The following is a 26,915-nucleotide window of genomic DNA, read 5'->3' as shown; positions in this document are numbered from 1 at the left end:
AAACAGGCAAACCCGCACTGCACTTGGCTTTCACTACCAGGCTCTTTCGGACTTGCGTCTCTGCCGCCGAAGCAGCAAAGAAGGAACATTGTGAGTGGCACCTCAAAGAAAGTCAACAAAGAAGGCTCAATAGCTCCTCTTCGCCAATCTGCAAAAACACCGCCCGCTCGGGCACCCCCGCCCTAAGGTCTCAGTTTCGAAAGCATACGGTGGCCTTACCATCTGCCGCCGCATCTGATAACGGACAACTAAAAGACAGGGAAAAGCGTGATGCGCTTCCATTATGTGCCTGCTGCAGTGCTCAGCCTGGGGATCAGTGCCTGTGCTCAACCGCACGAACACTTAACACAACACACCCCTCTGGAACATTTCCCGCACCTGGAGTTTGCTGCGGCGCAAAAACCATCCCCAGCCAAGCACACGGAACTCGGCATGCCAGAGCTTCCGCCGCAACGTCCCGAAAAATTGCTGTCGATATCTGTAAACCGCATATCGGTGCAGAGTCTTCTGAGCGCTTTGGCACGGGACTCGAATCTGGACATAGACATCCACCCTTCCATAGAGGGAATCGTCACGCTGAACGCGGTCAACCAGACTTTGTCGCAATTACTTGAGCGGATCACCAGGCAAGTAAACATCCGGTATGAACAGCACGGAACAAGTTTGGCGATACTGCCTGACGAACCCTACTTCAGATACTACCGGATCGACTACGTCAATCTGGCAAGAGACACCAGCAGCATTGTGTCGCTCGCGTCACAGATCGGATCTTCCGCTGCAGGAAAGCAAGATCAGCAAGCACCTCAAGCCAGCAGTGGCTCATTCGCGCAAATTCACAACACATCGAACAACAGGATCTGGAGTTCCATTGTTCAGAACCTAGCAGAGATCCTGCAGGATGGCACAGGGGTTCCAACCAAGCATTCCTCAGAATGCCCGGGGATCAATGCAGCAGACGCAACGAAAACCGCCCACTGCGCGCCCTCCGCACATTCAGCCCACTCATTGGTGATGGCAAATCCCGAGACCGGCGTTCTATCGATACGCGCTACAGCCAGACAGCACGCGCAAGTAAAGACTTACCTGGAAGACGTCCTGAGCCGCGCACGAAGACAGGTACTGATTGAAGCAACAATTGCAGAGGTAGAACTCACTCAGAACTACCAGCAGGGCATCGATTGGACCGCCTTGAACCTTTTCGACACAGGATTCCGATTCGTTCAGCGCGCAGTCGGAACATTCAGCGGGAGTAACGCCATCCCGAGCGTGGAGCTCGGTTACGACTCACGCGGTGGCAACTTTATCGGAGCCGTCAAACTTCTCGAAACGTTCGGGACCGTCAGAGTGCTGTCCAGCCCGAAACTCTCCGTCCTGAATAACCAGACAGCGGTCATGAAGGTCGTGGATGACAACATCTACTTCACCTACGAGATAAAGGAAACAGACGCAACGTCAAACAGCCCGGCACGTAAAACGGTCAACTCCACCCTTCACTCCGTTCCGGTCGGCATCGTCCTGACGATCACCCCGATGGTGGGGGATGACGAGTCGGTCACCTTGAATATACGGCCAAGCATGTCGCGAGTCATCGGCCAAAAGGTTGACCCGAGCCTTCAGCTCATTCAAGGCAACGCAACGATCATGAATACCATTCCAGTCATCCGTGCCCGGGAGTTCGATTCCGTCATGCGCATCGCAAACGGAAATATCGCTGTCATGGGCGGACTCATGGAAGATGCGACCGACAACAATGACGGCGCAGTGCCCGTCATTGCTTCACTTCCCTTGATCGGACGTCTGTTCGAAAGCCGGAACGACTCCAAGCGCAAAACCCAGCTGGTCATTTTCGTGCGGCCAACCATCCTGCCTGCCGTCATGACGAGCAGTGACCCAGAACGGCTCGGATGAAGGGCTCCCAAAACGCCACTCCCGCCACGCCCGATAAATGCACTCCCCGCTCTCCTGGCGGACACCGGTATTCATGTCCAAACGCGTCCCATGACAAACCAGTCTTCCCAGCCATCCAACGCTCCGAACAGACTCCGGGAAGGAGAACCCAGATTCGGAGAACGCTTGATGTCACGCGGGCTGATCACGGCGGATCAGTTGCGTATTGCCCTGCATGAGCAAAAGCACTCTGGAGACATTCTCGGTCGCCACCTCGTCAGGCTCGGATTCCTCTCAGAGCAATCCTTGCGCAGCGTGCTCGCTGCAAGCCTTGACTTGCCCGAAGCCGACTTGACCCATTTCACCCCGGACCCCGCTGCCATCACCTGCGTCCCGGAACAGTTGGCCAGGCGTCACAGAATGCTTCCTCTGCACTTTGAACATGACAAAACGGCGCTTGTGCTTGCTGTTGCAGACCCAGAGGATGTTGTTGCTCTTGATGGGCTGAGATCCATCCTGCCAGCCAGGACGAGGCTTGAAGTCAAACTGGGCTGCGAAAGCGAAATCATGCATGCCCTGGATCACGCATACAGTTTCGAGCTATCGATTGACGGCATCCTGAAAGAACTTGAGAACGACGAGCAAGTCCGTACCGGTTCTCCATCATCCTCCAATACGGAGCATCCGGTCGTGCGACTTCTCGACGCCATACTGACGGATGCTGCTCGCCGAAATGCTTCCGACATACATTTCGAACCGGAGGCGGGTTTTCTGAGGCTGCGTTATCGCATCGACGGCTTGCTGCAACAATTTCGCGTACTGCACAAATCGCTGTGGAGCGCTCTGTCCGTCCGCATCAAGATCCTGGCCGACCTCAACATCGCCGAAACCCGCGCACCTCAAGACGGACGCTTTTCACTGACGATACACGGTCGCGAACTCGACTTTCGGGTTTCAGCCCAGCCCACGATTCATGGCGAATGCCTGGTTCTCCGATTGCTCGACCGGACAAAAGGCGTCCAACCGCTCGAAACCCTGGGGCTGGCAACCAGACGACTCAGCTTGCTTGAGCGCGCGCTGCTGCGCCCGGAGGGCATCTTCCTGGTGACGGGCCCAACAGGGAGCGGCAAAACCACCACGCTGTATTCGATACTCAAACAACTGAGTTCAGAGACGCTGAACATCATGACTCTCGAAGACCCGGTTGAATACCCGATGGAACTCGTCCGGCAAACCTCAATCTCCGACGCGTGCAAGATGGACTTCGCGAACGGCATCCGCTCGATGATGCGCCAGGACCCGGACGTCATACTGATCGGAGAGATCCGGGACGCTCCGACTGCCGAGATGGCGTTCAGAGCGGCCATGACAGGCCATCAGGTTTTTGCCACCCTGCACTGCAACTCCGCTCTGGGCGCCATTCCCCGCCTCATGGATGTGGGAATCGATGCAAGCATCCTGGCCGGCAACATCATCGCGATCATGGCTCAGCGCCTTGTCCGGAAACTCTGCCCAAACTGTCGCCTGTTGCGTCAGGCCAATCCGGAAGAACGCCGGATTCTCGGCGAGCACATTCCAGGAGATCAGGTTTTCGCCGCGTGCGGCTGCCCGGTCTGTGGTTTTACCGGTTACAAGGGCCGACTTGCTCTGACTGAAATCGTGAAGATGGATGCAGACCTTGATGAGCTCGTAAGCCGCAAAGCGGGCCGGAAGAAACTCGCCGAGGCTGCCCGCGGCAAGGGGTTCCAGACACTTGCCGAAGACGGTCTCTCACGGGTGGCCGAAGGATTGACAACACTGAGCGAGCTTCGTCGGGTCATCGATCTGTCAGACAGATTGTTGACGGAGGCGGGCTGAGTGCGCAAAAAGTCTATCTCCCTTAGCGCTACGGGAAACAGCAGGTCTCTGTGCGTCCAGCCAATTCAGCAAAGCCTCCGCTGATGCCTCGATACGCTTACCGTGCGGTCTCAGCCGAAGGAGAGCTTGTGCGCGGGCAACTGGAATCCGCGGACATTCCTTCACTTGAACTTCACCTCTCGCGGATGAAGCTCGAACTGATCCAGGCACGTCGGTGCGTACTGCCGGCACTCTCCGCCTGGCTGGACCGCGTACCGCTGCGAGAGCGGATTCATTTTTTCTTTCACCTCGAACACCTTTTGCGGGCAGGCATTCCACTCATGGACGCCTTGCAGGAGCTTCGTGAGGGCTCCGGCCAGGAACGCATCGGGCCGATATTGACGAAGCTGCTCGAAAAGATCGGTCACGGCAGCTCGTTCGCAGACGCGATCAGTGAGCATCCGCAGGTGTTCGATCCCGTCGCGCAAGCGCTCATCCGTGCAGGAGAAAACAGCGGGAATCTGACGCAGGTGCTTGCTGAAACTGGCAGCATGCTCCGCCGTGAAGACGAATTCAGGGCCTTCCTGCGGAAGCTGTCGATCTATCCATCCATCGTTCTCGCGGTCGCACTCTGTGCGATTTCAGTGTCGCTCGTTTTCGTCGTTCCGGAACTTGCCAAGTTATTCAAAGCAACAGGAGCGCCGCTGCCGGCGCAGACGAGAGCCCTGCTCTGGCTCTCGAATACGATCAGGCAACACAGCGCGCTGCTGCTCTTCGCGCTCATTGCTGCCCCGCTGTCTACAGTTCTTGCGGTCAGGCAATCTGCTGGCGCGGCACGAACATGGGACAAGCTGAAACTCGAACTGCCTGTCATCGGCAATGTGTATCGCAAGATCATGCTTGCTCGATTCACCAGTCTTCTTGCGCTGCTTTATGCAGCAGGCATCCCCATCATGCAGGCGCTCGCGCTGACGCAAGGCGTCGTGACCAACCGGATCGTTGCCGATGCGCTCGCCTTTGCCAGCACTCAGGTCTCTCGCGGCATGAGCCTGTCCGACGCTTTCAGCGACGCTACGGTATTTCCATCCCTCGTGATCAGGATGCTCCGGCTCGGCGAGCAAACAGGCGCTCTCGACCCTGCACTTCTGAATGCTGCCCATTTCTTCGAGCGGGAAGTGCGCGAATCATTCGAAGCGTTTCAGGCGTGGATCGAGCCCGCCCTGATCCTGCTTCTCGGCGGTCTGATGCTCTGGATAGCCTCGGCCATCCTCAGCCCCATCTATGACATCATCACACGACTGAAAATCTGAGCATGGCGAGACACTGTGTTCACCTGATCACCCAGGAAGGCATCGAATGCCGGACCCTGCTCAAAAGCCGGACCATCACGCACGCATATTTTGAGCGAAATGAGTCCGGAGTCGCCGCTGCGCGCGCCTGGCTTGGCCGCCATCGCTCTGCCACACATTGCGTGATCGCGGATCTGCCCGATGAATCCTTCGAGCACCTGTCCATTCCTCGGCTTGGCAGACGGGACCGTGAGGCGTTCGTTGCGCGGAAACTTGCACAGTGCTTTCCCGACAGCCGCTACGCCACAGCCGTGGTGGCCGGCGCCCAGAACGCCAAACTCACGGACCACCGTGTCATCCTGACAGGCATTCCTCATCCGGAGCCACTCGACCTCTGGCTCGGTTTGATGCTGCAAGAGGCTATCGCAGTTTCGGCAGTGCTTACGCCAGCGCTGCTGTGCAAGCAGATCCTCAAGCTCGGAGAAATCCAGGCCCCGCACGGACTGCTGATCTGCCTCCATGGCTCAAGACAAAGGCATATCTACTTCAATTCGGATCAGCCCTGCTTCACGCGACTCATCCCGCAACAGCACGACATGGCAACCGCCTCGCCGGAGAACTGCCACAGGGAAATCCGGCAAACCCTGCAGTACCTCTGGAGCAAGCGCCTTCTGGAGCGGGGTGACGCCTTGCCGGTCCTGTTGCTGACGGATGCCGCGACGGCTCGTGCTCTGTTGCCGACACTATCTGCCGATCCATTACTGAAGACGCGTCACCTGCTTCCCGACACCGTGCCGTCGCAGGCCGGTCTTCCGGTGGAGGTTCCCTCAAGCATCGACCGCGAAATCCTGGTTCGTGCTGCAGCCAGCAGAAAGCGCAGCCCTCAACTCGCCCCGCCCGACATCCGGAAGCATGCTCGGGCACGCGAATTCTCGAGAAAGCTGAGCGTCTGCTGCCTGATACTGGCGCTACCGCTCCTGGCAGCGAGTTTTCATCTCCACTCACGAATCCATGAAGCCCGACAACAGGCGGCGGACCTGAACGCCGCCCGCCAGCATCAGGAGTCTGATCTGCATGCGCTTGAGGCCCTGCTCCCGCCAACGATTTCCGATGCGGAAACCCTGCGTGGTTTCAGCAGGCTCTGGGATACGGCCACGGCACAACGCCAGTTGCCCGGCGCACTGCTCTCACAGATTTCTCAAAGCCTGGAGCGCTTCCCGGACATCGAAGCCGAATCAGTCGAATGGCATTCAGAAAGCCCTGCTCTCACGACAGACAGCCGGAAAACCGAGCTGAAGCTGAATGCCTATCTTGCCGGTCGCTACCATAAAACGCCTGCAGAGGCGCAATCCAGAATGCTGGACCTCCATGCCGACATCAGGGCCGGAGACTTCAATGACATTGAGATACCACCTCCTCCCGACGTCGAGATGAGCCTCTCGGGAAGCGATCAGCCAGACATTTTTCACTTCAGTCTGAGGCTGAACAGCTCTGGAAAGCGTGAGTCCTGATGAGACACTCCATCGCCTGGCTTTCATTGCGCTCCGGATTTCACGCCCCCGCATCCCTGGCGTTGCTTGCGGCCGCGCTGATTCTTTTTGCGAGCCTGAAGACAACACATCAGACCGCCCTCGAGCAACTCGCTCAGCTCATCCGGAGCACGGAACAACTGCAGGAGAAGCTTCGTGATTTCAGGAATGAAGAAAACCAGCTCCGAGCGGGCGCAGACGCTTACGCCGCCATGACAGCGCGTGGTCTTTTCGAACCGGAACATCGGCAAGACTGGACCAGGCAACTGAACGCAGCGGCGCAAGCACTCAAACTGCCTCCGCCCGAGATATCCCTGAGCCCTCAAACCGAACTGGAGCGCCTGAAAGGACCTGATGCGCTCCGACTGATGCGCAGCGTAATGACCGTCGAACTGACGCTCATGCATGAACAGGATCTGCTGAACATTCTCGCCAGGCTTTCGTCCATTCACGGTGCGCTGCTCTCACCAAGAAACTGTCGTATGGATCGCGGAGAAAGCGGGCGGCTGCCCTCGCCCTACACCCTCCGGGCTCGCTGCGAGCTTGACTGGCTCACGCTCTCGCGCCCGGTGCCCGGAGAACGGCAGTGAGCTCGGTCAGACCTTCCCTTGTACTGATGATTGCCTGTGCGCCGCTGCTATCGGCGTTCAGTCTGACCGAGACCGGGGCGCCGCCCCTGCCGGGCAGGCTGTTCCACTCTGTGGCGCAGCGCACGGAGCTGGACAGAGTCCGTCAGCACGGGGCGCCGAAACCTCATTCTCCGGTTCGCAAGGTTCTGTCGCTGGATGGCATGGTCTGGTCTGGCAGAGTCCGGCCACTCATATGGATCAATGGCCAACTTGTTGAAGACAGCAGGCTGCTGACCCCGGTAGGCCGGAATGCACTGCGGATCAGTCTGGCCAACGGCCAAAGGATCGAACTGCACGTGGGTGACAGTATTGAGATAGAAGCGCAGGCCGGTTTGCCATGAAATGCGCGAGAAATGACGGATTCATACTGCTCGCCGCCCTGATCCTGCTCGTTACGGCAGCGTCCGGCTGGCTGGTCTGGACCTTGAATCAGAAGACCGGCTATCGCGTGGATGCCAGAGAGCAACGGGCCGTCCTGCGCGGACTGCGGGACGCTCAGCTGGCGCTGATTGCCCACGGGCTCATCGAAGACAACACACCAGGCACCCTGCCCGCCCCGTCCGGCGAATACGTTCTCAATGGAAGATCAAGTCCTCTGGGCTATGCCGGCAATCCTGGACAATCAGCGCGGCGCCTGCCCTGGCACTTCCTGGCACTTCCCGCTCACATCGGTGGCGAATGCCTGTGGTATGCCACCAGCCGTATTCACCGCAACAACCTCCCGACTGCGCAGCGAAGCAGCTCAAGCGGCAACGCGATCAACCCGGCCAGCATTTCGCCTCTGGAGTTCATCGCACACGCTGGCGGACCGCCTCGGCCAGCCGCGGCGATCCTTATTGCGCCGGGACGCCCCTTTGCCGGCCAGCGCTCCAGGTTGCCAGATGCCGGTTCATGTGCAGAAGGTGATGCCACGTCGTTTCTGGAAGGGAGCAACGCCTTGCCCGGCGCGCCGTTCCAGGATGTCACCGTCTCGAGCCAGACCAACGACATCCTTCTGCCCGTGCTTCATGAGCAACTGATGCGCCCGATCCTTCGTCGAGTACTCGCAACTTTTGCGCCGGAACAGATGCGGCAAGCCATTCGCGCCTTCCTGGCAGAACACCCCGGCTCGGATTCGCTCGACCAGGTACGCTGTCATTTCATCTCGGGAACCGGGACTTGCCCGGGCCGTGCGGCTTTTGACGCCCTGCTGGCCGGTACTGCGGCTGAGCACCTCGTTTATACCGGAAGCTGCCCGGGCGTCAGTCCGGACAGTGCATCGACGGATTACAAGCGACCGGTCAGCTGGCTTTGCTTCAACGACTGGTACGCACATCTCCACATCAGTCCGGATGCGCCGATCTTGACTGTCACTCACGCAGACTATCGCTGCGCGCTCGGCCTCGATACAGGTCAGATCCTATGCAACGAACAGGTACTCCGATAAAACGCAATGCCGGTTTCTCGCTGCTGGAACTCGGCATCGTGCTCGTCATTCTCACGATACTCGGCACCGGAGCCCTCTCCGCATTGCGACTCCAGACAGAACGCAGCCGTCTGCTGGAAGCGCACAGCATGCTCGCCGACGCCCGCGAAGCCCTGCTCAACCACGCCGCCATCAGCGGACATCTGCCCTGTCCGGACACAAACGGTGACGGCGAGCCGGACTCCTGCAGTGGATCGGGCCCGATCAGTGGCCGGCTCCCGTGGCATCTTCTCGCATTGCCCGAACGCGATCCCTGGGGAAACGCGCTTTATTACAGCGTCCATTCGAATTTTCTGGCGGATCGGACCATCACGCTAAAGAGCACCGGGGGCATTGAAATACAGGCCGGCAGCAGCTCGAACACACTGGCCAATGCGGAGTCGGTTGTATTGGCCCTGTGGTCCAGCGGTGCTGACGGGAAACAGGGCGCGGCGAGCGAATCGCCATTCCGACTGCATGCCGAAACGCCGGACAACGACGACCAGGTCGTCTGGCTGTCCCGTTTCGTCTTGCTCGGCAGAATGCTTGAAGCCGGCAGGACACTCTAGGGATAGAATTCCCGCCAAGATGCGCCTGCACCTCCTGCACCTCTACCATCGCCTCCGCACCTCCGGCATCGACGCCGGGGACAGCGACGAGTTGCGCATGCAGAAACGCCTGCTTGCACTTCTGGGGGGATTGTTCAGTATCGCAGCAGGCGTCTGGCTGCTCACCTACTGGCTCACCGGCACGGATCTTCCTGCCTTCATTCCCCTGCTGGCTCAGTGCGTGATTGCACTGAACATGCTCGCTTATGCGCAGTGGCGGAATTTCGTGCTCTATCGCAACATCCTCATCAGCACGCTGCTGATCTTTCCATGCATCGCGCAGTGGGCCCTGGGGGATTTCGTTACCGCTTCCGGCCTGATCCTGTGGGGCATGCTTGCGCCGATTACGGCACTTCTGTGTCTGGGCATGCGCGAATCAGCCCCCTGGTTCGTTGCCTACCTGATCCTGGTGGTGCTGACCGGCGTCGCCGACTATCTGCTCCCGGGCGTGGGCCTGACTCAGGCGACGATTTCCCGTGAAGTCGGCGTGCTGTTCTTCACGCTCAACTTCGCAACCCTTTCAGCGGTCGTATTCCAGTGCCTGCGCTTTTCCGCCCGTGAGCGCTCACGAGCCCAGCACCTCCTGGAGCAGGCGCATGCCAAACTGGCCAATGAGCAGGCGCGCTCCGAGCGCCTTCTGCTCAACATCCTGCCCGCCCCGATTGCCGACCGGCTCAGAGCCTCGGATGACACCATCGTAGATGGCTGTCCCGAAGCCGTCGTGATGTTTGCCGACATCGTGAATTTCACCGGCATGGCCTCCGATCTTCCTCCCGTCGAGATCTTTCGCATCCTCAATCACGTCTTCAGCAAGTTCGACGATCTCGTCGAAGCCACCGGCCTGGAAAAGATCAAGACGATTGGCGATGCCTACATGGTCGCGGGCGGACTCAGTGAAGCCCCCGGGGACAGTTGCGCGGCGATGGCAGAACTGGCGCTTGAAATGCGCCGCTGGATCTCTGAAGACGCAACAGCGGCCGAGCGCGGCCTGCAGTTGCGGATCGGAATCTGCTGCGGGCCCGTTGTAGCAGGTGTCGTTGGTCGCCGGAAGTTCATTTACGACCTATGGGGCGACGCGGTCAATCTCGCCAGCAGGATCAGCTCCGAGTGCCCGCCAGGGTTGATCCAGTGCGATTCAAGAACCTTTGCGAAGCTCAAATACCGCTTCATTTTCGAAGATCCGGTCACCCTTCGCCTGAAGGGCAAGGGCATGGTCAGCGTATGGCGCCTGCTCGCCCGCGGTAACGATCCGGCGCCGGAGGCGCCACGCTACACCACGGTCGATATCGACTTCAGCCGGCTCGACTAGAACTCCAGCAATCCCTTCCGGGCAAGACTTCCGGACGTTGAAGGCCCTCTTTGACTTTGGGCAAGATGTCGCCGCAGTCAAAAAACCTTAACAAGGACAACTGGAGACAACAATGAAACACTCGCAAGCCGGCTTCACCCTGGTCGAAATCGCCATCGTGCTGGTCATCATCGGTCTGCTGCTGGGAGGAGCGCTCAAGGGACAGGAGCTGATTCACAGCGCCAAGGCAAAAGCCGTGGCGGCCGAATTCCGCAACACAGCCACCATGATCGCGGCATATCAGGATCGTTTCCGCGCAATGCCGGGAGACGACCGTGCCGCAACCACGCATCTCGGCGGATCCGCAAATGGCAATGGCAACGGCACGATCGACGGAGCCTGGAACAGCACTGCCCTCAGCAACCCGGATGGTTCTCCCGCCGAATCAACCTATGTGTGGCAACACCTGCGTCTGGCCAACCTGGCCCCGGGCTCAGCCGCCAGCCCCTCGGCGGGCGACTGGGAGCCGCGCAATGCCGAAGGCGGGCGGATCGGCATTCAAAGCGCCACGCCCTTCACCGGCATGCGCGGCAGGGTCTTCGTATGCCAGGACAATATTTCCGGCCGCATCGCCCAGCAGGTAGACACCACCATGGACGACGGCAAGCCTGACGAAGGCGCTGTTCGTTTCGGCAGCGCACTTGGCTCTGCCGCCAGCACGGTGGACGACAATCAGTCCTACATCATCTGCACGGGTCTCTGATCCCGATCCGGCAAGGCTCATATCCTGAGGATGAGGTCACGCCGACCTCATTCTCAGCGACCTTTCAGGAGTCGCACCTCTGCAGCCGCCAGGCAGTTGGGCAGTCCGAGCAGAACGACGACATCGCCCGCTTCGAACACCATGTCATTTGCCGGATCAAGACTCCTGACGCCACGCCGCCGGACCGCAGCAACCCGGGCACCGGTTACTTCGAACCCCAGATCGCCGATGCGCCGGGACACGGCATAGGCTCCAATCGGCAGCGACACTGAATGCAGGCGCTCCTCCTGCGCATCCGGCCCTTCATCAATATCGGTAGCGCCCAGGAAAAAGCCCCGCATGAGACTGTATCGCTGTGTGCGGATCTGGCGCATGCGCCGGATCACCCGCGCAACAGGCGTGCCGATCAGAGTGAGCGTGTGCGTCGCCAGCATGATGCTGGTCTCAAGCATTTCGGGCACCACTTCCGCAGCCCCCTGCTCGATGAGCCGCTCCATGTCGCGCTCATCCTGCGAGCGGGCGACCAGCGGGATATCCGGGCGCGCGGCCAGCACATGGTGCAGCACCTTGCTGGTGGCATGTTCATCGTTATAGGCCACCACAACGGCACTGGCCCTCATGAGGCCCGCCGCCAGCAGGGTCTCGTTCCGCGCCGCGTCGCCAAAAACAACCGGATCGCCCGCTGCCGCAGCTTCCTGTACACGATCCGGATCGAGGTCCAGCGCAACATAGCCGATCCCCTCCTGCTCGAGCAGGCGCGCCAAGTACTGACCTGTACGTCCATACCCGCAAATGATCACATGGCGTTCTGTCGAAATGGCTTTGGCGGCGACGCGCGTCAGCTCCATCGAACGCAACATCCACTCTGAAGCCACGAACCGCAAGACAATGCGGTCACTGTACTGGACAAGCAATGGCGCAATCAGCAAAGACAGAACCAGCGCTGCCACCACGAGCTGCAATACGGTGTGTGGTACGACATTCACATCTGCGGCAAGTGTGAGCAGGACGAAGCCGAACTCGCCGCCGGCGCAGAGCCAGAGCCCTGCCCGGACCGCTGCGCCATCCTGTCGCTCCATCCAGCGCGAAGCCAGTGCCACCACGACGAACTTGAGCACGAGCATGCTGAAGAGGAGGAGCATGACCCAGAGCAGGTTGGCCAGAATGACAGCCACATCGAGAAACATCCCGACCGTCACCATGAACAGGCCGAGCAGGACGTCCCGGAACGGCTTGATGTCCTCTTCGACCTGATAGCGGAACTCTGTTTCGGAAATCAGCATCCCGGCCATGAACGCACCCAGCGCCAGAGAGAGCCCGGCCATTTCCGTCACCCAGGCCAACCCGAGGGTAATCAGAAGGATGTTGAGCATGAAAAGCTCGGACGACTTCCGTCGTGCCACCACCGTAAACCAGCGCTTCATCAGCCGCTGCCCGAAAAACAGGATCAGCGAGAGCACGACGATGGCCTTGACCGCGGCAAACGAGAGCGTCAGCCAGAGCATCTCCCCTGGCCGCGCAAGTGCGGGAATCAGGATCAGCAAGGGAACCACCGCAAGATCCTGAAACAGCAACACACCGATGATCTGCCGGCCGTGCGCTGACTCAAGCTCCATGCGATCGACCAGGAGCTTGGAGAGCATGGCGGTCGACGACATGGTGATCACGCTCGCCACCGCAAAGCTCGCGGGCCAGCTCAATCCGAGGATACGTCCCAAGGCACCAAAGAGGACAAGTGTTGCCACCACCTGCAGTCCGCCCAAACCCAGCACGATCCGCTTCATCGCATAGAGTCTCGGCAGCGAAAACTCCAGGCCGATCGAGAACATGAGGAAGACAACGCCGAATTCAGCGAGGTATCTGGCCTGTTCGCTATCAGGCACCAGCCCCAGCGCATGAGGCCCGAGTGCGGCACCGACCGCCAGATAGGCAAGTACGGCAGGAAGGTTGAACGCCCGGAAAACGGCCACCAGGGAAACCGTCGCGGCCAGCAACATCAGGACTGAGGTGAATGAGCCGTGCATGGTTTCGATCTTTGCTTTGTCTTGGCCCGAACCCTGTCAAGCGGGCCTTCGAGCGGCTTTGTTATACTTGCCGATCAGTTTAACCGCAGCCTTCCCATGTCCCCAACAACCCAGACGAACATTTCCGCCCGTGCTGCCGGATCGCTTGAGACGGCCCGCAAGGTGATCGCTATCGAGGCCGCAGCAGTGAGCGCGCTGGGCGAACGGCTTGGTCCGGATTTCGAGCGTGCTGTATCGCTCATCCTCGCAGCCAAAGGACGCGTCATCGTCAGCGGCGTTGGAAAATCAGGGCACATTGCCCGCAAGATTGCGGCAACGATGTCGAGCACGGGAACGCCCGCCTACTTCGTCCACCCCGGAGAGGCGGCTCATGGCGACTTGGGCATGATCCAGCCGGACGACGTGCTGATTGCCCTGTCCAACTCCGGCACGGCAGAAGAGCTTCTCATCATCGTTCCGCTGATCAAACGCATGGGGGCAAGCATGATTGCCATGACTGGCCGGGCGGACTCCCCGCTTGCCAGACTGGCTGATGCGCATCTCGATACGGGCGTGACAGAGGAGGCCTGTCCGCTGAATCTGGCCCCCACCGCCAGCACGACCGCGACCCTTGCCATGGGTGACGCGCTGGCAGTAGCCCTGCTCGAAGCGCGCGGATTCGGCCCCGAGGACTTCGCCCGCTCGCATCCTGGCGGCGCCCTGGGGCGACGTCTTCTGACGCATGTACGCGACATCATGCGGACGGGCGACGCTATTCCGAGCGTGGGCATTGACGCGGGCTTTGGTGAAGCGCTACTGGAAATCTCCCGCAAGGGACTCGGCATGACGGCCATTCTGGCCGCCGACGGCAAGGTCGAAGGAATCTTCACCGATGGCGACTTGCGGCGCCTGCTCGAAAAGGCGCCCGAGATGAAGGGGCTGCGTATTGCCGACGTCATGCACAAGAATCCGCGCAGCATCGGACCGGACGCGCTGGCGGTAGAAGCGGCAGAGCTCATGGACCGCCACCGTATCAGTCAGGTCCTGGTTGTGGATGCAGCCGGCATACTGGTGGGCGCTCTCAATACGCACGACCTGCTCAGTGCAAAGGTAATCTGATGATGCTGCGTCCCGATACACGCGAGCGCGCAAGCCAACTGCGTCTGATGGGTTTCGATGTGGATGGCGTCCTGACCAACGGCGACCTCTACTTCACTCCTGCAGGCGATGAAATCAAGGTTTTTTCCAGCCTGGATGGTCACGGCCTGAAAATGCTCCAGGACTGCGGCGTCGAAGTCGTCATCATTACTGGTCGCAAGTCCGGCATGGTCGAACGCCGAGTCGAGAATCTGGGCATCCGGCATCTTTTCCAGGGCGTCAAAGACAAGCGGGCCGTCATGGCCGGCCTCTGCAGAGATCTTGGCATCCAAACCAGGGAGGCCGGCTACATCGGAGACGATGTCGTGGATCTTCCCGTCCTGCTCAGCTGCGGGTTTTCGGCAACCGTGGCGGATGGACATGACTACGTCAAACAGCACGTGCACATGGTAACGTCCAGAGGCGGCGGCCGCGGAGCTGTTCGCGAGGTCTGCGACTTCATCCTTGACGCCCAAGGCAAGCTCACCCCGATGCTCGAAAATTACCTGCTCCCATGAAGCGGATTTCCTCCTTTTTTCCGGTGCTGATCGTTGCGCTGCTCGCCATGGCGAGCTTCTGGCTGGAATACGTGGTCCGGAACGAGAATCATGGCGGCCTTGGCAACAACCGGCATGATCCGGACGCAATCATTCATGATTTCTCCGTAGCACGCTTCGATGCGGAAGGCAGGAAGCGCTCGGACCTCTCGGCAGACAAACTCACCCATTTCCCGGACACGGACACTGCCGAACTCGTGTCTCCCCGCATCAGTTTCCTGCAGGAACACCGAACGACTACCTTCACCAGTGACCATGGCCTGGCAGACAACCATCAGCGGGTTGTCACCCTGATCGGAAACGTTCAGGGCTCAACCCCCGCGGGCGCCGACACGCCAGCCCAAACGCTCGCCACAGACGAACTTGAAGTGCTCGTCGATGAGGAAATCGGCCGCACCAGACACCCGATCAGCTTCTCGCACGGCGCCAGCGAGCTGACCGGAATCGGAGCCAACTGGAACAATGTCAGCGGACAACTCGATGTTCTGAGCCACGTCAGGACAAAGATATTCCGGGCCCCAAAACACGACATGCAAAACTGAAACCGGACCGGAAGTTCATGAAATTTCAAATCATTGCACTCATCACCACATCGCTCGCAATCAGCTTTGCCGGATTGGCCCACGCCGAGCGCGCTGACCGTGAAAAGCCTGTCACCATCGAATCGGACAAAGCCAGCTACGACGATCGGAATAAGGTCCAGATCTTCGAAGGCACAGTCAATCTCAAGCAGGGAACGCTGGTCATCGTCTCCGAAAAGCTGGTGGTAACACAGGATGCGGAAGGTTTCCAGAAAGGCATTGCCACCGGTGGACAAGGTGGCCTTGCCCGCTTTCGCCAGAAACGCGAAGGCAAGGACGAATACATCGAAGGCGAAGCCGAGCGGATCGAGTACGACGGCCGCACGGACAAGGCCAGGCTGTTCAACCGGGCGATGACCCGCAGCGGCCAGGACGAAACCCGTGGTCAGTACATCGAATACGACGGCTACACCGAGCAATACACCGTCACCAACGGCGCCAACGCCAACGTGGTGAAAAACAGCAAGGAGCGGGTGGTCACAACCATCTACCCAAAATCCGCCAAGCCTGCAGCTCCCGGCAAACCCTGACGCGCCTTGGCAAGCCAGGGCAGCCCGTTGGTCTATACGCAAATCATCAGGCAAACTGCCTGCCTTTCTGCACGCAGACCGACACAAACAACTGAATAGAAAGACTTTTTGCAGCGCACAACTCTTTCTTGACTCTGTGGTTTTCCTACTTATAATTCTGTTTGTGCGATGCAGCATTAGCGCACGCAAATGCCCGCGTCATCGAATTACATACAGGAGACCATCATGTCCTTTCCCGAGCAACTGGGTAGCGCCAACAAGGCCAGCATCGAAGCCGCACTGACCATCGCCAACACGGCTTTTTCATGCGCTGAAAAACTGGCTACCCTCAACCTGAATACGGCGCGCACCCTTCTCGAGGAAAGCGTTGCTAACGCCAAGACGCTCATTGGCGCCAAGGACATTCAGGAGCTTCTTTCCCTTCAGGCTTCGCTGGCTCAACCCACGATCGAAAAACTCGCTGCTTACGGTCGCAGCGTGTATGAAATCGGTGCCGCTGCACAGGAAGATTTCAGCAAAATCGTGGAATCCCAGCTCAGTGAAGTGAACAAGAACGTTTCCGCCGCACTGGACAAGGCTGCGAAATCGGCGCCGGCTGGCTCTGATGTCGCTGTCGCCGCCGTCAAGTCCGCCATCGCCGCAGCAAACTCCGCTTACGACAGCATGAACAAAGCCGCGAAACAGGTCGCGGAAATCACCGAAGCGAATGTTGCGGCAGCCACCAGCGCGACCGTCAAGGCAGTCGGCAACGCGGCACCCAAGAGCCGCAAGGTCGCCTGACACAACCCGTCATCGGGCCCCGGCAGCAACCGCCGGGCTTTTCAACCCGCAGCCGCAATGGCTGCGGTTTTTTTGTCACCCGTCAGGCCACAAATCGCACGGCATGCCATCAGGCGATAAGTCTCGGAGACTCTCTCTGGCCCGCTGGCGCTCACCTCATCAATCTCCGACCTCTTGCCTTACACCACGGCGCGGAACAGCAACTTGAGACAGCAGCCGACCGCACCGTCAGTCGATAACCCACGCTTCGACTCATCGAGAACCTGAGGCTGAATGAATTTTCAATACTCTGCCAGATCGGTGTTGATCTAAAAATAAAAAAGGCAGCCCGAAGGCTGCCTTTCCAAGAAGCTGATTTCCTTGCGGAGATCAGAATTCCTTCATGATACCGACCTTGACCACGCGGCTGTCTTGCTTGCTGATGTTGCCGACGAAGTTGGTGCCCGTACCGGTGTACTTGCCGCCGGAGATGGTGCCTTGGTCGTAGTCGAAGTTGGTCTTGGCAACGCCTGCGTACAGCTGAACGCTCTTGCTCAGGAAGTACGAACCGCCCAGCATGATGGCACGGCCACTGTTGCGGGAGGCGCCAAGGTCATTCAGGTGTGAGATGCCCAGACCGACTTCCGCTTTGCCGTCAAAGTTGTAGGACACCACGAAGTTGGTGTTCTTTTCCTTGAAAATGTCGGTGACCACCGTCGGGTTATAGCCACGATAGGTGTTGAACGAGGCGGAGATCTTCAGGTTACGGCTCGGCAGCGGACGCAGGCTCACATAGGTGTGCGTGTAAATCATGCCGCCAGCCCCGCCAGAGCTGAGACCGCTCGTGGAACGACGTGTGTAGTCGTGGTCGAAATCCAGCAGGCCATCAAGAACCACGGCTTCCACGCCCACAGAATACGCATCTCCCGAACCATAGATATTCGTATCAGCGGAGTTGGCGGTCTTGCGGTTGTCGCCCGTTGCAAAGCTTGCCTTAACCAAGCCCTTAACCGGGCCAGCCGACAGCACCGGCGACCAGTAGGAGGTGTTACGCGAGGTCAGAGACTCTTCGCGCAGTTGGGACACGCCAAACTTGACCAGTTCGGTGTCCTTCGGGGTGACCATGTAGGGCTTCTCGACCAGCTTGTATTCGTTCGAAACCAGGTTGGCGGTACCCCACTGCAGCGTACCAGCCGGGGTCGTGAAAGCCATGGCCTTCTTGTCGTTCGAAGCCACGCCCGACTTGCCTTCATGCACGTTGCCAAAGCGAACGTCGTAGTCAACGCGGACGTCGTATCCCGGAGCGATGGTTTCCTTGGCGCCGATGGTGATACGGCTCGAGGAGTTGCAGCCGTCGGTCAGAGCCTCGGTGGTTTTGCCGGCCTGATAGCCAGTGCGGGTAAACGAATAGCAGGCGTCGAACTTGCCGCCGAGGGTAACGGAGGTTTGGGCAAAAGCCGCGCCGGACATCAGACCAGCAACAGCGAGAGCAATCAGTTTCTTCTGCATGAGTTTCTCCTCATAGTTGAAGATCGGGGGCATGGCCTTTGTTACCTTGCTTTCCCATCCCACCTCTCGCGATTCGAGAAGTTGGGTGGATTCTGGCAATGGCCTCGTCCCCCGCCAACCGAAAACACAAGTCCGCCGCAGCGTTCAAGGGTTTTGCGTTGCGCCGGTGCAACAAGAACACAAGCATCCGGCTAAAAAAACACGAGCCAAAAACGAACAACTCATGCGAAAACATTGCTTCAGAAAAGAAAAAGCCGGGCCAAAGCCCGGCTTTTCCTGTTCGAACAGATTCCCGATCAGGCAGGCAAATCTGCCAGATACAGGGCGGGCTCGCCCTGGAAGTCGGAGGTAAACAGCACGCGCTTGTCATCCGGCGTGAATGACGGATGGGGATGCGTGACCTGACGATCTTCCTTGTAGACCTTCCACGAAGTGCTGTGCTTCGCGATCTTCTTCGTGCTCATGGTCTTAAGATCGAAGAGATACAGGAACGGGTCGTTCTCGTGCTCATGCGCGGCGGTGTTCGACACATCAGGCGGTGTGTCGCAGCCGTCGCCCACCAGCAAGCTGCCGTCATAGTTCGAATAGAGGTGCGAACACGCAGGCATGGTCAGCAGGGCTTCATTCTTGAGCGTGACGGGGTCGGCGGCGCAGATCCAGCGCTCGACGCTGCCTTCCTTGTAGGACACGTAAATCATCTTCGAGCCATCGGGCGTAAAGAACTCATGCGTGCAGGACTCGCCCTTGCCGTGCTCCTTGACCTTGCGAACATTCGTGCCGTCTTCATTGACGAACCACATGCGTGCATCAACCAGGTCATGCGGGCCCTCATGGCAGAAGGCAACGGTGTTGTCGTCGAACGGACGATAGAGCGGATGCCCCATCCATTTCGCCTGCTCGTAGATGACTTGGGCGGTGCCGGACTCGATATCGATGCGAACCAGCCGGCAGCGCGGATTCTTGTGATACTGCTCGGCAAACTCCTGCCAGGTCTTGAGCGGCAGCAGGTCGCCTTCGACCACTTCGATGCCGACGAGTTTGGTGCAGGCGGAGTTCGCCACCCAGGTGCCGTAGCCCTTGTAGCCTTGCGGCACCGTGTAGAGGACTTCTTCGGCCAGCGAATCGAGGGCCACGCGGCGCAGCTCACGACCACCCTTCACGTAGTACAGATACTTGTCATCCGGCGAAAGGAAGTTGCCGAAGGTGTTGTCGATCTTGCCGACCCCATCCGTGAGCTGGCGAGCCTGCTGGGTCTTGAGATCCAGCAGATAGGCGTTCCAGCTGCCACCGTCGAAGAGGCCACCGAAGAGCAGCTTGCTGCCGTCATTGGTGAAACACTTCTGATAGAAGTAGTTACGGTGACAGGTGACATCCACCGGAGTCAGACGCGTGACGCGCGCGCCAGTGTCCGAGTCGATGATGTCTTCGAATTTGAGCTGGATGATGTCGCCCTTGGCCATGATGAATCCCCTGATTGAAAACGGCGGAGCTGCAGTATCTGTCTGCAGGGAGTCCGGCATTTTACGGCAAGCCTTCAGGTTTTAAGCGGGCAGTCGAGCAAGAATCTCGCAACATTACCGGCGCCTTGACGCAGGGCAAGCGGTTTTTCCGTCCTGCTCCCTATCCTGCCGGTCTGTCACGAATGGATTCCTGTTCTCATGCGCAAACCCGAACTGGTCTGCCCTGCCGGCGCCTTTCCGGCGCTCAAGGCTGCTGTCGACAACGGCGCCGACACGGTCTACATGGGCCTGAAGGATGCCGCCACCAATGCCCGGAATTTTTCCGGCCTGAACTTTGACCAGAACACCGCCCGGGAAGGTATCCGCTACGCGCAGGATCGCGGCCGCAAGGTGCTCATGGCCATCAATACCTTTGCCCAGGCCGGCGACGAGGCCCGCTGGCACAAGGCGGTCGATACGGCAGCGGAACTTGGCGTGGACGCGGTCATTCTTGCAGACATGGGCCTGCTCGATTACGCCCGTCGCACGCATCCTGACCTGCGCCTGCATCTCTCCGTCCAGGGCTCGGCCACGAACTACGAAGCCATCAACCTATGCCGCGACCTCTTCGGCATCCAGCGGGCCGTGCTGCCGCGCGTGCTGACACTGGCCCAGGTCGAGCATGTGATGGCGCACACCGACGTCGAGATCGAAGTCTTCGGTTTCGGCAGTCTGTGCGTGATGGTGGAGGGACGCTGCCTGCTCTCCAGCTATGCCACCGGTGAGTCGCCGAACACGGCCGGGGTGTGCTCTCCGGCCAAGGCCGTGCGCTGGGTCGAAACGCCCACCGGCACCGAAGCCCGCCTGTCCGGCATCCTGATCGACCGCTATGGTCAGGACGAAGCCGCCGGCTACCCGACGCTCTGCAAGGGGCGTTTCGAGGTCAACGCGGAAACCTATTACGCGCTCGAGGAGCCCACCAGCCTCAACGTGATGAGCGCCTTGCCCGAGCTCATGCGCATGGGCGTCGCGGCCATCAAGGTCGAAGGGCGTCAGCGCAGTCCCGCCTATGTCGCCGAGGTCACCCGGACCCTGCGGGCCGCCATCGACGCCGCCATCGCGGACCCGGTCCGCTTCGCACCGAAACCGGCCTGGGAAGCCTCACTCGGCAAGGTTTCCGAAGGCCAGCATGTCACGCTCGGGGCCTATCTGCGCCCCTGGAAATAGGAAAGTCGCTCCATGTCCGACACCCGAATGAAACTCACCCTGGGCCCTCTGCTCTATTTCTGGCCACGCGAAGCCACCCTTGCTTTCTATCGCGACGCGGCGGACTGGGCGCTTGACACCATCCATCTGGGCGAAGTGGTGTGCAGTCGTCGGCAGCAACTCAGGCTCGACGACTGGATCGGGCTCGCACGCGAACTGGCGCAGTCCGGCAAGGAAGTCGTCCTCTCCTGCCAGGCGCTGCTGGAATCCGAAAGCGAGATGAAGAGCCTGCGCCGCCTCTGCAATAACGGCGAGTTCCTGGTCGAGGCCAACGACCTGGGTGCCGTGGGCGTGCTGCGCAGTGCAGGCATCGAGCACTGGATCGCCGGCCCGCACCTGAACATCTACAACCTCGCAACACTCCGGCTGTTTGCCGGCATGGGAGCGAAGCGCTGGGTCGCCTCAATCGAGACCGGCCGCGACAAGCTGGCCACGCTGCTCGCCGATGCGCCCGCCATCGAGACCGAGGTATTTGCCTGGGGTCGCATGCCTCTGGCATTTTCTGCACGCTGCTTCACGGCTCGTCACTTCAATCTGAAGAAGGACGACTGCCAGTTCCGTTGCCTCGAATTTCCCGATGGACTCGCGCTCGACACCCGCGAAGGTCAGCACTTTCTCGCCATCAACGGCATCCAGACGCAGTCCGGCGCCACGCAAGCCCTGCTGCCGCATCTGTTGCGCGAACAACCGGCGGGCGTCACGCATCTGCGGATCAGCCCGCAATCGGCTCACACGGCGGAAGTCGTGGCGCTGCACCGCGCCGCACTGGACGGGGAAGCAGTCAATACGTCCCGTCTTCAAGCACTGGCGCCGTCGGAGTTGTGTGACGGCTACTGGCGTGGAGAAGCGGGCATCCTGCAGGAAGCACTGGCAAGCGCCTGACCCGCTTCAGGGCAGGCGCCCCGAAGCCCGCAGGCGCTGCAGCACGGCGGCTTCCACACGCTCGAAAGACGGAATGCAGAGGAACGCGCCCCGGTTTTCAGGCTTGGGGCAACGATCGATCACGCCGCAGTAATCGCGACACAGGCCCTTCACATAGGTCGCTCGATAAAGCGGGCTCTCATGCCGGATGACGGCATGCCGGCTCCATTCGACCGACTTGTCGAGAATGACGCATTCGGTCTCGGTCGTGCCCGCCAGCACGGCCAGCCCGTTCTGGCAACTCACGAACAGGCCGGCATGCGCGATCGTGAATCGGGTCTGGTCCAGACTCAGTTGCCCGACCAGATCAACGCAGCCCGCGAGCGCAGGCGAACGCTTTTCCATCTCGTCCGATGCACTCCGGACATCCTTGCCGACCACCGCAACGCTGAGTCCACGGGCGACCAGCGAATCGGCCAGCCGCTGCCAGTTCTCCTGCACCCAGGTCCGGCTGGGCCAGGTCATCGAGGTGTTGAGGACCACATCGAAATGAGAGGCGCAATCCTGCTCGACCGGAAAATATTCGAGCTGCTTTTCTTCAAGGGTGAGCTGGCCGATACCGAGCGGAATGCTGATGAAATCGCAGGTGTTCATCGCCCAGTGCGGCAACGCCTGAAGATCGAAGAGGCGGGCAATCCGGTTATTCGCCGCATAGATCGCCACAGCTCCTTCATCGAGCCTGTGGTTGCCGGCCACATAAGGACAGGCGCGAAAGAGGTCCGGATGATGGCTGAACAGGTCGAACACCGTATCCGGCGCCTCGATCTGCCTCAGCTTGCGAATCACCGGAATCGCGAACAGGCAATCGCCCATGCCTTCGCTCTGCAATATCAGACCTATCCGACCAGCCATGCGTTGCTCGCAAAACTTGTCGCTTCGCGATCCATCTCAAGTTATCCCAGTCGCCCGGACGCTATAGTCGCGAGCAGTCGAACAATTCAGCCCCCTATGGAGACCTGACATGATACCCGCGGACTTCAAACTTCCCTCCGTCCTGGCGAGACTGGGCGTCAGGCTGCCCCAGCGCCCCTGGAGCGACGGACTCTGCGCCACGCTCGAACTGGCCCGTCTGACCCGTCAGCTTGACGCCGACTTCGGTTTTCTCGAAGGCCGCACGGTGCGCATCATCGTTGAAGACATGGGTGTTCGCGCCACGCTTCGCTATGCCGACGGGCATTTCCGTCCGGCCTCCTCCGCCATCGAAGCAGATGTCAGCTTCCGGGCGGCGAGCCCCGACTACCTCAAGCTGCTGCGCCGGACCGAAGACCCCGATACTCTGTTTTTCCAGCGCAAGCTGCGCATCGAGGGCGACACCGAGCTCGGACTCACGCTGAAGAACCTGCTCGACAGCATCGAACCGCCCGCCTGGCTGGGTCGCCTGCTGGCCTGAAGCCGCATCAGCCGCGCGGGCCGCTAGAATCACGTTTTTTTACGGCCGCTTCCGATGCAGAAACTCAGCCCGCACAAACTCCAGGAACTGAAAGCCCTGCTTGATCAGGGCATGTACCTGCTCCGGGGGGGCGACGCCGCGGCGGCCTGTTACGCCTTTGAAGCGGCGGAAAAACTCGCCCCGCGCGAGTTCGATATCCTGCACATGCATGGCGTCGCGCTCAGCATGGCGGGGCGTCATGCCCAGGCGGAGCCCAAGATCGGACTCGCCATCCGGCTCAAACCCGATTCCGGACGTGCCCGACTGAATTATGCCGTGGCGCTTTCTGCACTCGGGCGCCGCAACGAGGCCCTGCCGCATCTGCGGGAAGCCGTGCGGCGACTGCCGGCCGACGCAACCGCCTGGTACAACCTTGCCAATACCCTCCGCGATAGCGGCCAGCCCGGCGAAGCGGAGACGTGTTATCGCAAGGCACGCGAACTGGCGCCCGCCAATCCCGACGTCATCAACAACCTGGCCAACCTGCTCGACGCCCAGGACGCCTTGCCCGAAGCCGCCGCACTGGTAGCGGAACTGCTGCAGTCAGGCAGCCGCCTGCCCTGGTTGCACGGCAGGCAGCAAAACCTGATGGCACGCCAGTGCGACTGGACGGAGCATGAAGCACGAGCCCAGCGCCTGCTGGCCGCAGTGGAAGCCGGTGAGCCGGCAGCCACCCCCTTCTCGCTCTTCTCGCTGCCCGCCACGCCAGCCCAGCAACTGCAGGCGGCACGCACCCGCGCACGCCACGAGTACCCGCTGCAAGCCCCGCTGTACCGGGGCGAACAATACGCTCACGACCGCATCCGTCTGGCCTATCTGTCCGCCGACATGCATGAGCACGCCACGGCCTACCTCATGGCCGGACTGTTCGAGCAGCATGACCGGAGCCGGTTTGAAGTCTTCATATTTGCATTCAACTCCCCCGGGGGAGATCAAATGCGCGAGCGCCTGAGTAGAGCGGTCGAGCATTTCATTGACGTCAGCGATCTTGACGACGAAGCCGCCGCCCGCCTGCTGCGAAAGCATGAAATCGACATCGCGGTGGATCTCAAGGGCTATACGCGGGATGCGCGAACCGGCATCCTGGCATTCCGGCCGGCGCCGATCCAGGTCAATTACCTCGGCTATCCCGGCAGCATGGGCGCGGACTTCATCGACTACATCGTGGCCGATTCCGTCCTCATTCCGGAGGGTTCGGAAGCGGACTACAGCGAGAAGATCCTGCGCCTGCCACGCTGCTACCAGCCGAACGACCGTCTGCGTCCGATCGCGCATGAGGCCGGCAGCCGGCAGGATCACGGTCTGCCCGACAATGCCTTCGTGTTCTGCTGCTTCAACAACAACTTCAAGATCACGCCAGACGTCTTCGACGTCTGGATGCGCTTGCTCGCCGGCGTCCCCGGCAGCGTACTCTGGCTCTTCGAAGACAATCCGCATGTCGTGCCGCGCCTGCGCGCCGAGGCGGAAAAGCGCGGCATCACCGGCGAACGCATCCACTTCGCCGCGCGCCGGCCGCTCGCCGAACACCTGGCGCGACACCGTCATGCCGACCTGTTCATCGACACCTTCCACTGCAACGCCCACACGACCACCAGCGACGCCCTGTGGGCCGGGCTGCCGGTGGTCACGCTCGCCGGCCAGACCTTTGCCGCACGCGTGGCGGCAAGCCTGCTCGAAGCCTGCGGCCTGCAGGAGCTGGTCACTCAGTCACCGGCTGACTATGAGGCGCTGTGCCTTGAACTGGCGCGCAACCCGGCCAGACTCCGGGCGATTCGCGAAAGGCTCCGTGCACAACGCGACGAACTCCCGCTCTTCGACACCGCCGGCTACACCCGCGAGCTGGAGTCCGCATGGACGCACATCCACGATCGCTGGCAAGCCGGGCTGCCGCCGGCGCACATCACGCTCACCCACTGAGGCACGCATGCCCCGCCCTTTCAATGTCACCGTCATCCAGCCGCCGGACTATCCGCATTCCGCCGCGCTCTATGAGGCCGCGGAATACGTGCAGGATCTGATCGGCCGCAGCGGCATCCCCGCCATGCTGAGCGGCAACCGGATCATGCCCGATCACCACAATGTCATTTTCGGCGCCCACCTGCTCTCCGCGGCGCACGCTGCGGCGCTGCCCGCCGGAACCATCCTCTTCAACAGCGAGCAGCTCGGCAACAGCGAGGGCTGGTATTTCCGCAGCGGCGTGTATCGCCAGCTGCTGGCGCGTTTCGATGTGTGGGACTACTCGCTCAACAACCTGCGCCACATCCCGCACCAGAGAAAGCACGCCATCCCCTTCCTGTTCAGCCCCGCGCTGATCCGCGATACGCCGCCCGGCCCCTCGCCGGGCCTGCTCTTCTACGGTGCGGCCACACCACGACGTATCGCGATCCTGGATGAGTTGCGGGCCGCCGGCGTACCGGTGACCGCAATCTCCGATCTCTATGGCCCGCAACGCGATGCAATCATGCGTTGCGCCTGGGCGGTACTGAATCTGCACAACGCCGACACCGTCGAGAACTTCGAGGCGATCCGCTGTTTCCACCCGCTCATCAACGGCATTCCGGTCATTTCGGAGGATTCGACCGACGATCCGTCCGCTGACCTCTACCGCGATTTCCTGTTCCGCTTCCGGCGCGAGACGCTGCTGCCGGGCATTCTCGGTTTCATGCAGGATCCCGCGGGTTTCGGCGAAGCGGTGCGGGCACGGCTGGAGGCCTTCCGCCAGACCCGTCCGCTTGAACACTTCGCCCCGGTGCTCGAGGCCACGCTCGCCGGTCATGGATGAAACGCTGAAGATCCTGTACCGGGATGACTGGCTCGTTGCGATCGACAAGCCCTCCGGCCTGCTCGTGCACCGCTCGGAGATCGATCGTCACGAAACGCGCTTCGCCGTACAGATGCTGCGGGACCAGATCGGCCAGCATGTCTGGCCGGTACACCGGCTCGACCGTGGCACCTCGGGCGTGCTCCTCTTCGCGCTGAATCGCGACACCCTGAGCGCCGCGGGCAAGATCTTCGAGCAGAACGCCGTGCTCAAGCACTACCTCGCCGTGGTGCGAGGCTGGCCCGCGGAAACGGGCGTCATCGATCATGCCCTGAGTCGTCAGCTTGACGAGATGGAACGTCGCCCCGACACGCCCGCCGAAGCCCAGTCGGCGCTCACGCGTTTCACGCGGCTGGCAACGATCGAGCTGCCGATTCCGGTCGATCGCTATCCTGCCAGCCGCTACGCACTGTTGCGCGTGTTGCCGGAAACCGGTCGCCGCCATCAGATCCGGCGCCACCTCAAGCACATCGCGCATCCGGTCATCGGGGACGCCACGCACGGCAAGGGCGTTCACAACCGCATGTTTGCCGAGCGCTATGACTGCCGGCGCATGCTGCTGATGTGCGAGGCCATGACGCTGCAGCATCCAGTCACCGGTCTGGCACTGTCGCTTCGAGCCGGGCTGGACGAAGCCTTCACCCGGGTCATCCAGGCTTTCGGCTGGCAGGACGCCTTGGCGAGCTGATG

At 60.5% G+C, this 26,915-nt stretch carries 25 protein-coding genes; 21 read left to right on the top strand and 4 right to left on the bottom strand.

Annotated features, from left to right (window positions below):
• Positions 1 to 270 precede the first annotated feature (270 nt).
• The 10 genes from ABDB87_RS14495 to ABDB87_RS14450 all read left to right on the top strand — a co-directional run bounded on the left by ABDB87_RS14495 (position 271) and on the right by ABDB87_RS14450 (position 11,273).
• The gene (locus ABDB87_RS14495) at positions 271 to 1,908 is read left to right on the top strand and encodes a type II secretion system protein GspD (RefSeq protein WP_345928280.1); all 1,638 of its coding nucleotides are present in this window, start codon (positions 271 to 273) and stop codon (positions 1,906 to 1,908) included.
• A 90-nt stretch (positions 1,909 to 1,998) separates the two neighbouring features.
• Positions 1,999 to 3,744, top strand: a complete 1,746-nt coding sequence (locus ABDB87_RS14490; protein ID WP_486985097.1) for a GspE/PulE family protein — start codon at positions 1,999 to 2,001, stop codon at positions 3,742 to 3,744.
• 185 nt (positions 3,745 to 3,929) lie between these two features.
• Entirely contained in the window at positions 3,930 to 5,033 is a 1,104-nt protein-coding gene (locus tag ABDB87_RS14485) for a type II secretion system F family protein (protein ID WP_345928276.1), read from the top strand.
• Between the two features lie 161 nt (positions 5,034 to 5,194).
• Positions 5,195 to 6,523 carry a hypothetical protein gene (locus ABDB87_RS14480; protein ID WP_345928274.1) on the top strand — a complete coding sequence of 443 codons (1,329 nt, stop codon included), beginning with the start codon at positions 5,195 to 5,197 and terminating at the stop codon, positions 6,521 to 6,523.
• Positions 6,523 to 7,131, top strand: a complete 609-nt coding sequence (locus ABDB87_RS14475) for a hypothetical protein (protein WP_345928272.1) — start codon at positions 6,523 to 6,525, stop codon at positions 7,129 to 7,131. Before ABDB87_RS14480 ends, ABDB87_RS14475 begins: the two co-directional genes overlap by 1 nt.
• A complete protein-coding gene (locus tag ABDB87_RS14470; RefSeq protein ID WP_345928271.1) occupies positions 7,128 to 7,511 on the top strand; it encodes a hypothetical protein in 384 nt (127 codons plus the stop codon). The genes ABDB87_RS14475 and ABDB87_RS14470 overlap by 4 nt, the downstream gene beginning before the upstream one ends.
• A gap of 83 nt (positions 7,512 to 7,594) precedes the next feature.
• A complete protein-coding gene (locus ABDB87_RS14465) occupies positions 7,595 to 8,596 on the top strand; it encodes a hypothetical protein (RefSeq protein ID WP_345928269.1) in 1,002 nt (333 codons plus the stop codon).
• A complete protein-coding gene (locus ABDB87_RS14460; protein WP_345928267.1) occupies positions 8,572 to 9,183 on the top strand; it encodes a type II secretion system protein in 612 nt (203 codons plus the stop codon). The genes ABDB87_RS14465 and ABDB87_RS14460 overlap by 25 nt, the downstream gene beginning before the upstream one ends.
• A 19-nt stretch (positions 9,184 to 9,202) precedes the next feature.
• On the top strand, positions 9,203 to 10,531 hold the full coding sequence (locus ABDB87_RS14455; protein WP_345928265.1) for an adenylate/guanylate cyclase domain-containing protein: 1,329 nt from the start codon (positions 9,203 to 9,205) through the stop codon (positions 10,529 to 10,531).
• A gap of 112 nt (positions 10,532 to 10,643) precedes the next feature.
• Positions 10,644 to 11,273: a type II secretion system protein gene (locus tag ABDB87_RS14450; RefSeq protein WP_345928263.1), complete on the top strand. Its 630-nt coding sequence runs from the start codon at positions 10,644 to 10,646 to the stop codon at positions 11,271 to 11,273.
• Between the two features lie 53 nt (positions 11,274 to 11,326).
• On the opposite strand, the gene ABDB87_RS14445 is transcribed toward ABDB87_RS14450, so the two are convergent.
• On the bottom strand, positions 11,327 to 13,297 hold the full coding sequence (locus ABDB87_RS14445) for a monovalent cation:proton antiporter family protein (RefSeq protein WP_345928261.1): 1,971 nt from the start codon (positions 13,295 to 13,297) through the stop codon (positions 11,327 to 11,329).
• A 96-nt stretch (positions 13,298 to 13,393) separates the two neighbouring features.
• On the opposite strand from ABDB87_RS14445, the gene ABDB87_RS14440 reads away from it, so the two are divergent.
• The 5 genes from ABDB87_RS14440 (at position 13,394) to ABDB87_RS14420 (ending at position 16,861) form a co-directional block, all read left to right on the top strand.
• Positions 13,394 to 14,395 carry a KpsF/GutQ family sugar-phosphate isomerase gene (locus ABDB87_RS14440; protein ID WP_345928294.1) on the top strand — a complete coding sequence of 334 codons (1,002 nt, stop codon included), beginning with the start codon at positions 13,394 to 13,396 and terminating at the stop codon, positions 14,393 to 14,395.
• Positions 14,395 to 14,931, top strand: coding sequence for a KdsC family phosphatase (locus tag ABDB87_RS14435; RefSeq protein ID WP_345928259.1), 537 nt, complete (start codon positions 14,395 to 14,397; stop codon positions 14,929 to 14,931). The genes ABDB87_RS14440 and ABDB87_RS14435 overlap by 1 nt, the downstream gene beginning before the upstream one ends.
• Entirely contained in the window at positions 14,928 to 15,512 is a 585-nt protein-coding gene (lptC, locus tag ABDB87_RS14430; protein ID WP_345928257.1) for an LPS export ABC transporter periplasmic protein LptC, read from the top strand. Before ABDB87_RS14435 ends, lptC begins: the two co-directional genes overlap by 4 nt.
• 17 nt (positions 15,513 to 15,529) lie before the next feature.
• A complete protein-coding gene (gene lptA / locus ABDB87_RS14425; RefSeq protein ID WP_345928255.1) occupies positions 15,530 to 16,081 on the top strand; it encodes a lipopolysaccharide transport periplasmic protein LptA in 552 nt (183 codons plus the stop codon).
• Positions 16,082 to 16,306: 225 nt separating this feature from the next.
• Positions 16,307 to 16,861, top strand: a complete 555-nt coding sequence (locus ABDB87_RS14420) for a phasin family protein (protein ID WP_345928252.1) — start codon at positions 16,307 to 16,309, stop codon at positions 16,859 to 16,861.
• Positions 16,862 to 17,230: 369 nt separating this feature from the next.
• Here the strand turns inward: ABDB87_RS14420 and ABDB87_RS14415 are convergent, their stop codons facing one another.
• Both ABDB87_RS14415 and ABDB87_RS14410 read right to left on the bottom strand, forming a co-directional pair.
• Entirely contained in the window at positions 17,231 to 18,349 is a 1,119-nt protein-coding gene (locus ABDB87_RS14415) for a porin (RefSeq protein WP_345928250.1), read from the bottom strand.
• A gap of 296 nt (positions 18,350 to 18,645) precedes the next feature.
• Positions 18,646 to 19,809 carry an oligogalacturonate lyase family protein gene (locus tag ABDB87_RS14410; RefSeq protein WP_345928248.1) on the bottom strand — a complete coding sequence of 388 codons (1,164 nt, stop codon included), beginning with the start codon at positions 19,807 to 19,809 and terminating at the stop codon, positions 18,646 to 18,648.
• Positions 19,810 to 20,007: 198 nt separating this feature from the next.
• Between ABDB87_RS14410 and ubiU the strand changes: the two genes are divergently transcribed.
• Positions 20,008 to 21,015 (top strand): ubiquinone anaerobic biosynthesis protein UbiU, encoded by a 1,008-nt coding sequence (gene ubiU / locus ABDB87_RS14405; protein ID WP_345928246.1) that lies wholly within the window; start codon positions 20,008 to 20,010, stop codon positions 21,013 to 21,015.
• 12 nt (positions 21,016 to 21,027) lie between these two features.
• A complete protein-coding gene (locus ABDB87_RS14400) occupies positions 21,028 to 21,936 on the top strand; it encodes a U32 family peptidase (protein ID WP_345928244.1) in 909 nt (302 codons plus the stop codon).
• A gap of 6 nt (positions 21,937 to 21,942) precedes the next feature.
• Here ABDB87_RS14400 and ABDB87_RS14395 read toward each other — a convergent pair whose 3' ends face one another.
• Complete coding sequence (locus ABDB87_RS14395; RefSeq protein WP_345928242.1) at positions 21,943 to 22,827, bottom strand: glycosyltransferase family 9 protein; 885 nt, start codon at positions 22,825 to 22,827, stop codon at positions 21,943 to 21,945.
• Between the two features lie 109 nt (positions 22,828 to 22,936).
• Between ABDB87_RS14395 and ubiT the strand changes: the two genes are divergently transcribed.
• Genes ubiT through ABDB87_RS14375 form a run of 4 tightly spaced genes read left to right on the top strand, consistent with a single transcriptional unit; the run spans position 22,937 to position 26,913 of the window.
• A complete protein-coding gene (gene ubiT / locus ABDB87_RS14390) occupies positions 22,937 to 23,365 on the top strand; it encodes a ubiquinone anaerobic biosynthesis accessory factor UbiT (RefSeq protein ID WP_345928240.1) in 429 nt (142 codons plus the stop codon).
• Positions 23,366 to 23,419: 54 nt separating this feature from the next.
• On the top strand, positions 23,420 to 25,321 hold the full coding sequence (locus ABDB87_RS14385) for an O-linked N-acetylglucosamine transferase, SPINDLY family protein (RefSeq protein ID WP_345928238.1): 1,902 nt from the start codon (positions 23,420 to 23,422) through the stop codon (positions 25,319 to 25,321).
• A gap of 7 nt (positions 25,322 to 25,328) precedes the next feature.
• The gene (locus ABDB87_RS14380) at positions 25,329 to 26,186 is read left to right on the top strand and encodes a hypothetical protein (protein WP_345928236.1); all 858 of its coding nucleotides are present in this window, start codon (positions 25,329 to 25,331) and stop codon (positions 26,184 to 26,186) included.
• Positions 26,179 to 26,913 carry a pseudouridine synthase gene (locus tag ABDB87_RS14375; protein WP_345928234.1) on the top strand — a complete coding sequence of 245 codons (735 nt, stop codon included), beginning with the start codon at positions 26,179 to 26,181 and terminating at the stop codon, positions 26,911 to 26,913. The genes ABDB87_RS14380 and ABDB87_RS14375 overlap by 8 nt, the downstream gene beginning before the upstream one ends.
• Positions 26,914 to 26,915 lie beyond the last annotated feature (2 nt).

This window comes from Uliginosibacterium paludis (assembly GCF_039631355.1).
Taxonomy (GTDB): domain Bacteria; phylum Pseudomonadota; class Gammaproteobacteria; order Burkholderiales; family Rhodocyclaceae; genus Uliginosibacterium; species Uliginosibacterium paludis.
The sequence above is the reverse complement of the archived record's forward strand: the minus strand, read 5'-3'. Positions and strand labels throughout refer to the sequence as shown.

Coding starts and splice junctions, on each gene's coding strand:
- lptC (WP_345928257.1), top strand. CDS start 14,928: ATGAAGCGGATTTCCTCCTTTTTTCCGGTGCTGATCGTTGCGCTGCTC.
- ABDB87_RS14435 (WP_345928259.1), top strand. CDS start 14,395: ATGATGCTGCGTCCCGATACACGCGAGCGCGCAAGCCAACTGCGTCTG.
- ABDB87_RS14440 (WP_345928294.1), top strand. CDS start 13,394: ATGTCCCCAACAACCCAGACGAACATTTCCGCCCGTGCTGCCGGATCG.
- ABDB87_RS14485 (WP_345928276.1), top strand. CDS start 3,930: ATGAAGCTCGAACTGATCCAGGCACGTCGGTGCGTACTGCCGGCACTC.
- lptA (WP_345928255.1), top strand. CDS start 15,530: ATGAAATTTCAAATCATTGCACTCATCACCACATCGCTCGCAATCAGC.
- ABDB87_RS14450 (WP_345928263.1), top strand. CDS start 10,644: ATGAAACACTCGCAAGCCGGCTTCACCCTGGTCGAAATCGCCATCGTG.
- ABDB87_RS14410 (WP_345928248.1), bottom strand. CDS start 19,809: ATGGCCAAGGGCGACATCATCCAGCTCAAATTCGAAGACATCATCGAC.
- ABDB87_RS14380 (WP_345928236.1), top strand. CDS start 25,329: ATGCCCCGCCCTTTCAATGTCACCGTCATCCAGCCGCCGGACTATCCG.
- ABDB87_RS14475 (WP_345928272.1), top strand. CDS start 6,523: ATGAGACACTCCATCGCCTGGCTTTCATTGCGCTCCGGATTTCACGCC.
- ABDB87_RS14415 (WP_345928250.1), bottom strand. CDS start 18,349: ATGCAGAAGAAACTGATTGCTCTCGCTGTTGCTGGTCTGATGTCCGGC.
- ABDB87_RS14375 (WP_345928234.1), top strand. CDS start 26,179: ATGGATGAAACGCTGAAGATCCTGTACCGGGATGACTGGCTCGTTGCG.
- ubiT (WP_345928240.1), top strand. CDS start 22,937: ATGATACCCGCGGACTTCAAACTTCCCTCCGTCCTGGCGAGACTGGGC.
- ABDB87_RS14455 (WP_345928265.1), top strand. CDS start 9,203: ATGCGCCTGCACCTCCTGCACCTCTACCATCGCCTCCGCACCTCCGGC.
- ABDB87_RS14395 (WP_345928242.1), bottom strand. CDS start 22,827: ATGGCTGGTCGGATAGGTCTGATATTGCAGAGCGAAGGCATGGGCGAT.
- ubiU (WP_345928246.1), top strand. CDS start 20,008: ATGCGCAAACCCGAACTGGTCTGCCCTGCCGGCGCCTTTCCGGCGCTC.
- ABDB87_RS14490 (WP_486985097.1), top strand. CDS start 1,999: ATGACAAACCAGTCTTCCCAGCCATCCAACGCTCCGAACAGACTCCGG.
- ABDB87_RS14460 (WP_345928267.1), top strand. CDS start 8,572: ATGCAACGAACAGGTACTCCGATAAAACGCAATGCCGGTTTCTCGCTG.
- ABDB87_RS14445 (WP_345928261.1), bottom strand. CDS start 13,297: ATGCACGGCTCATTCACCTCAGTCCTGATGTTGCTGGCCGCGACGGTT.
- ABDB87_RS14495 (WP_345928280.1), top strand. CDS start 271: ATGCGCTTCCATTATGTGCCTGCTGCAGTGCTCAGCCTGGGGATCAGT.
- ABDB87_RS14400 (WP_345928244.1), top strand. CDS start 21,028: ATGTCCGACACCCGAATGAAACTCACCCTGGGCCCTCTGCTCTATTTC.
- ABDB87_RS14420 (WP_345928252.1), top strand. CDS start 16,307: ATGTCCTTTCCCGAGCAACTGGGTAGCGCCAACAAGGCCAGCATCGAA.
- ABDB87_RS14385 (WP_345928238.1), top strand. CDS start 23,420: ATGCAGAAACTCAGCCCGCACAAACTCCAGGAACTGAAAGCCCTGCTT.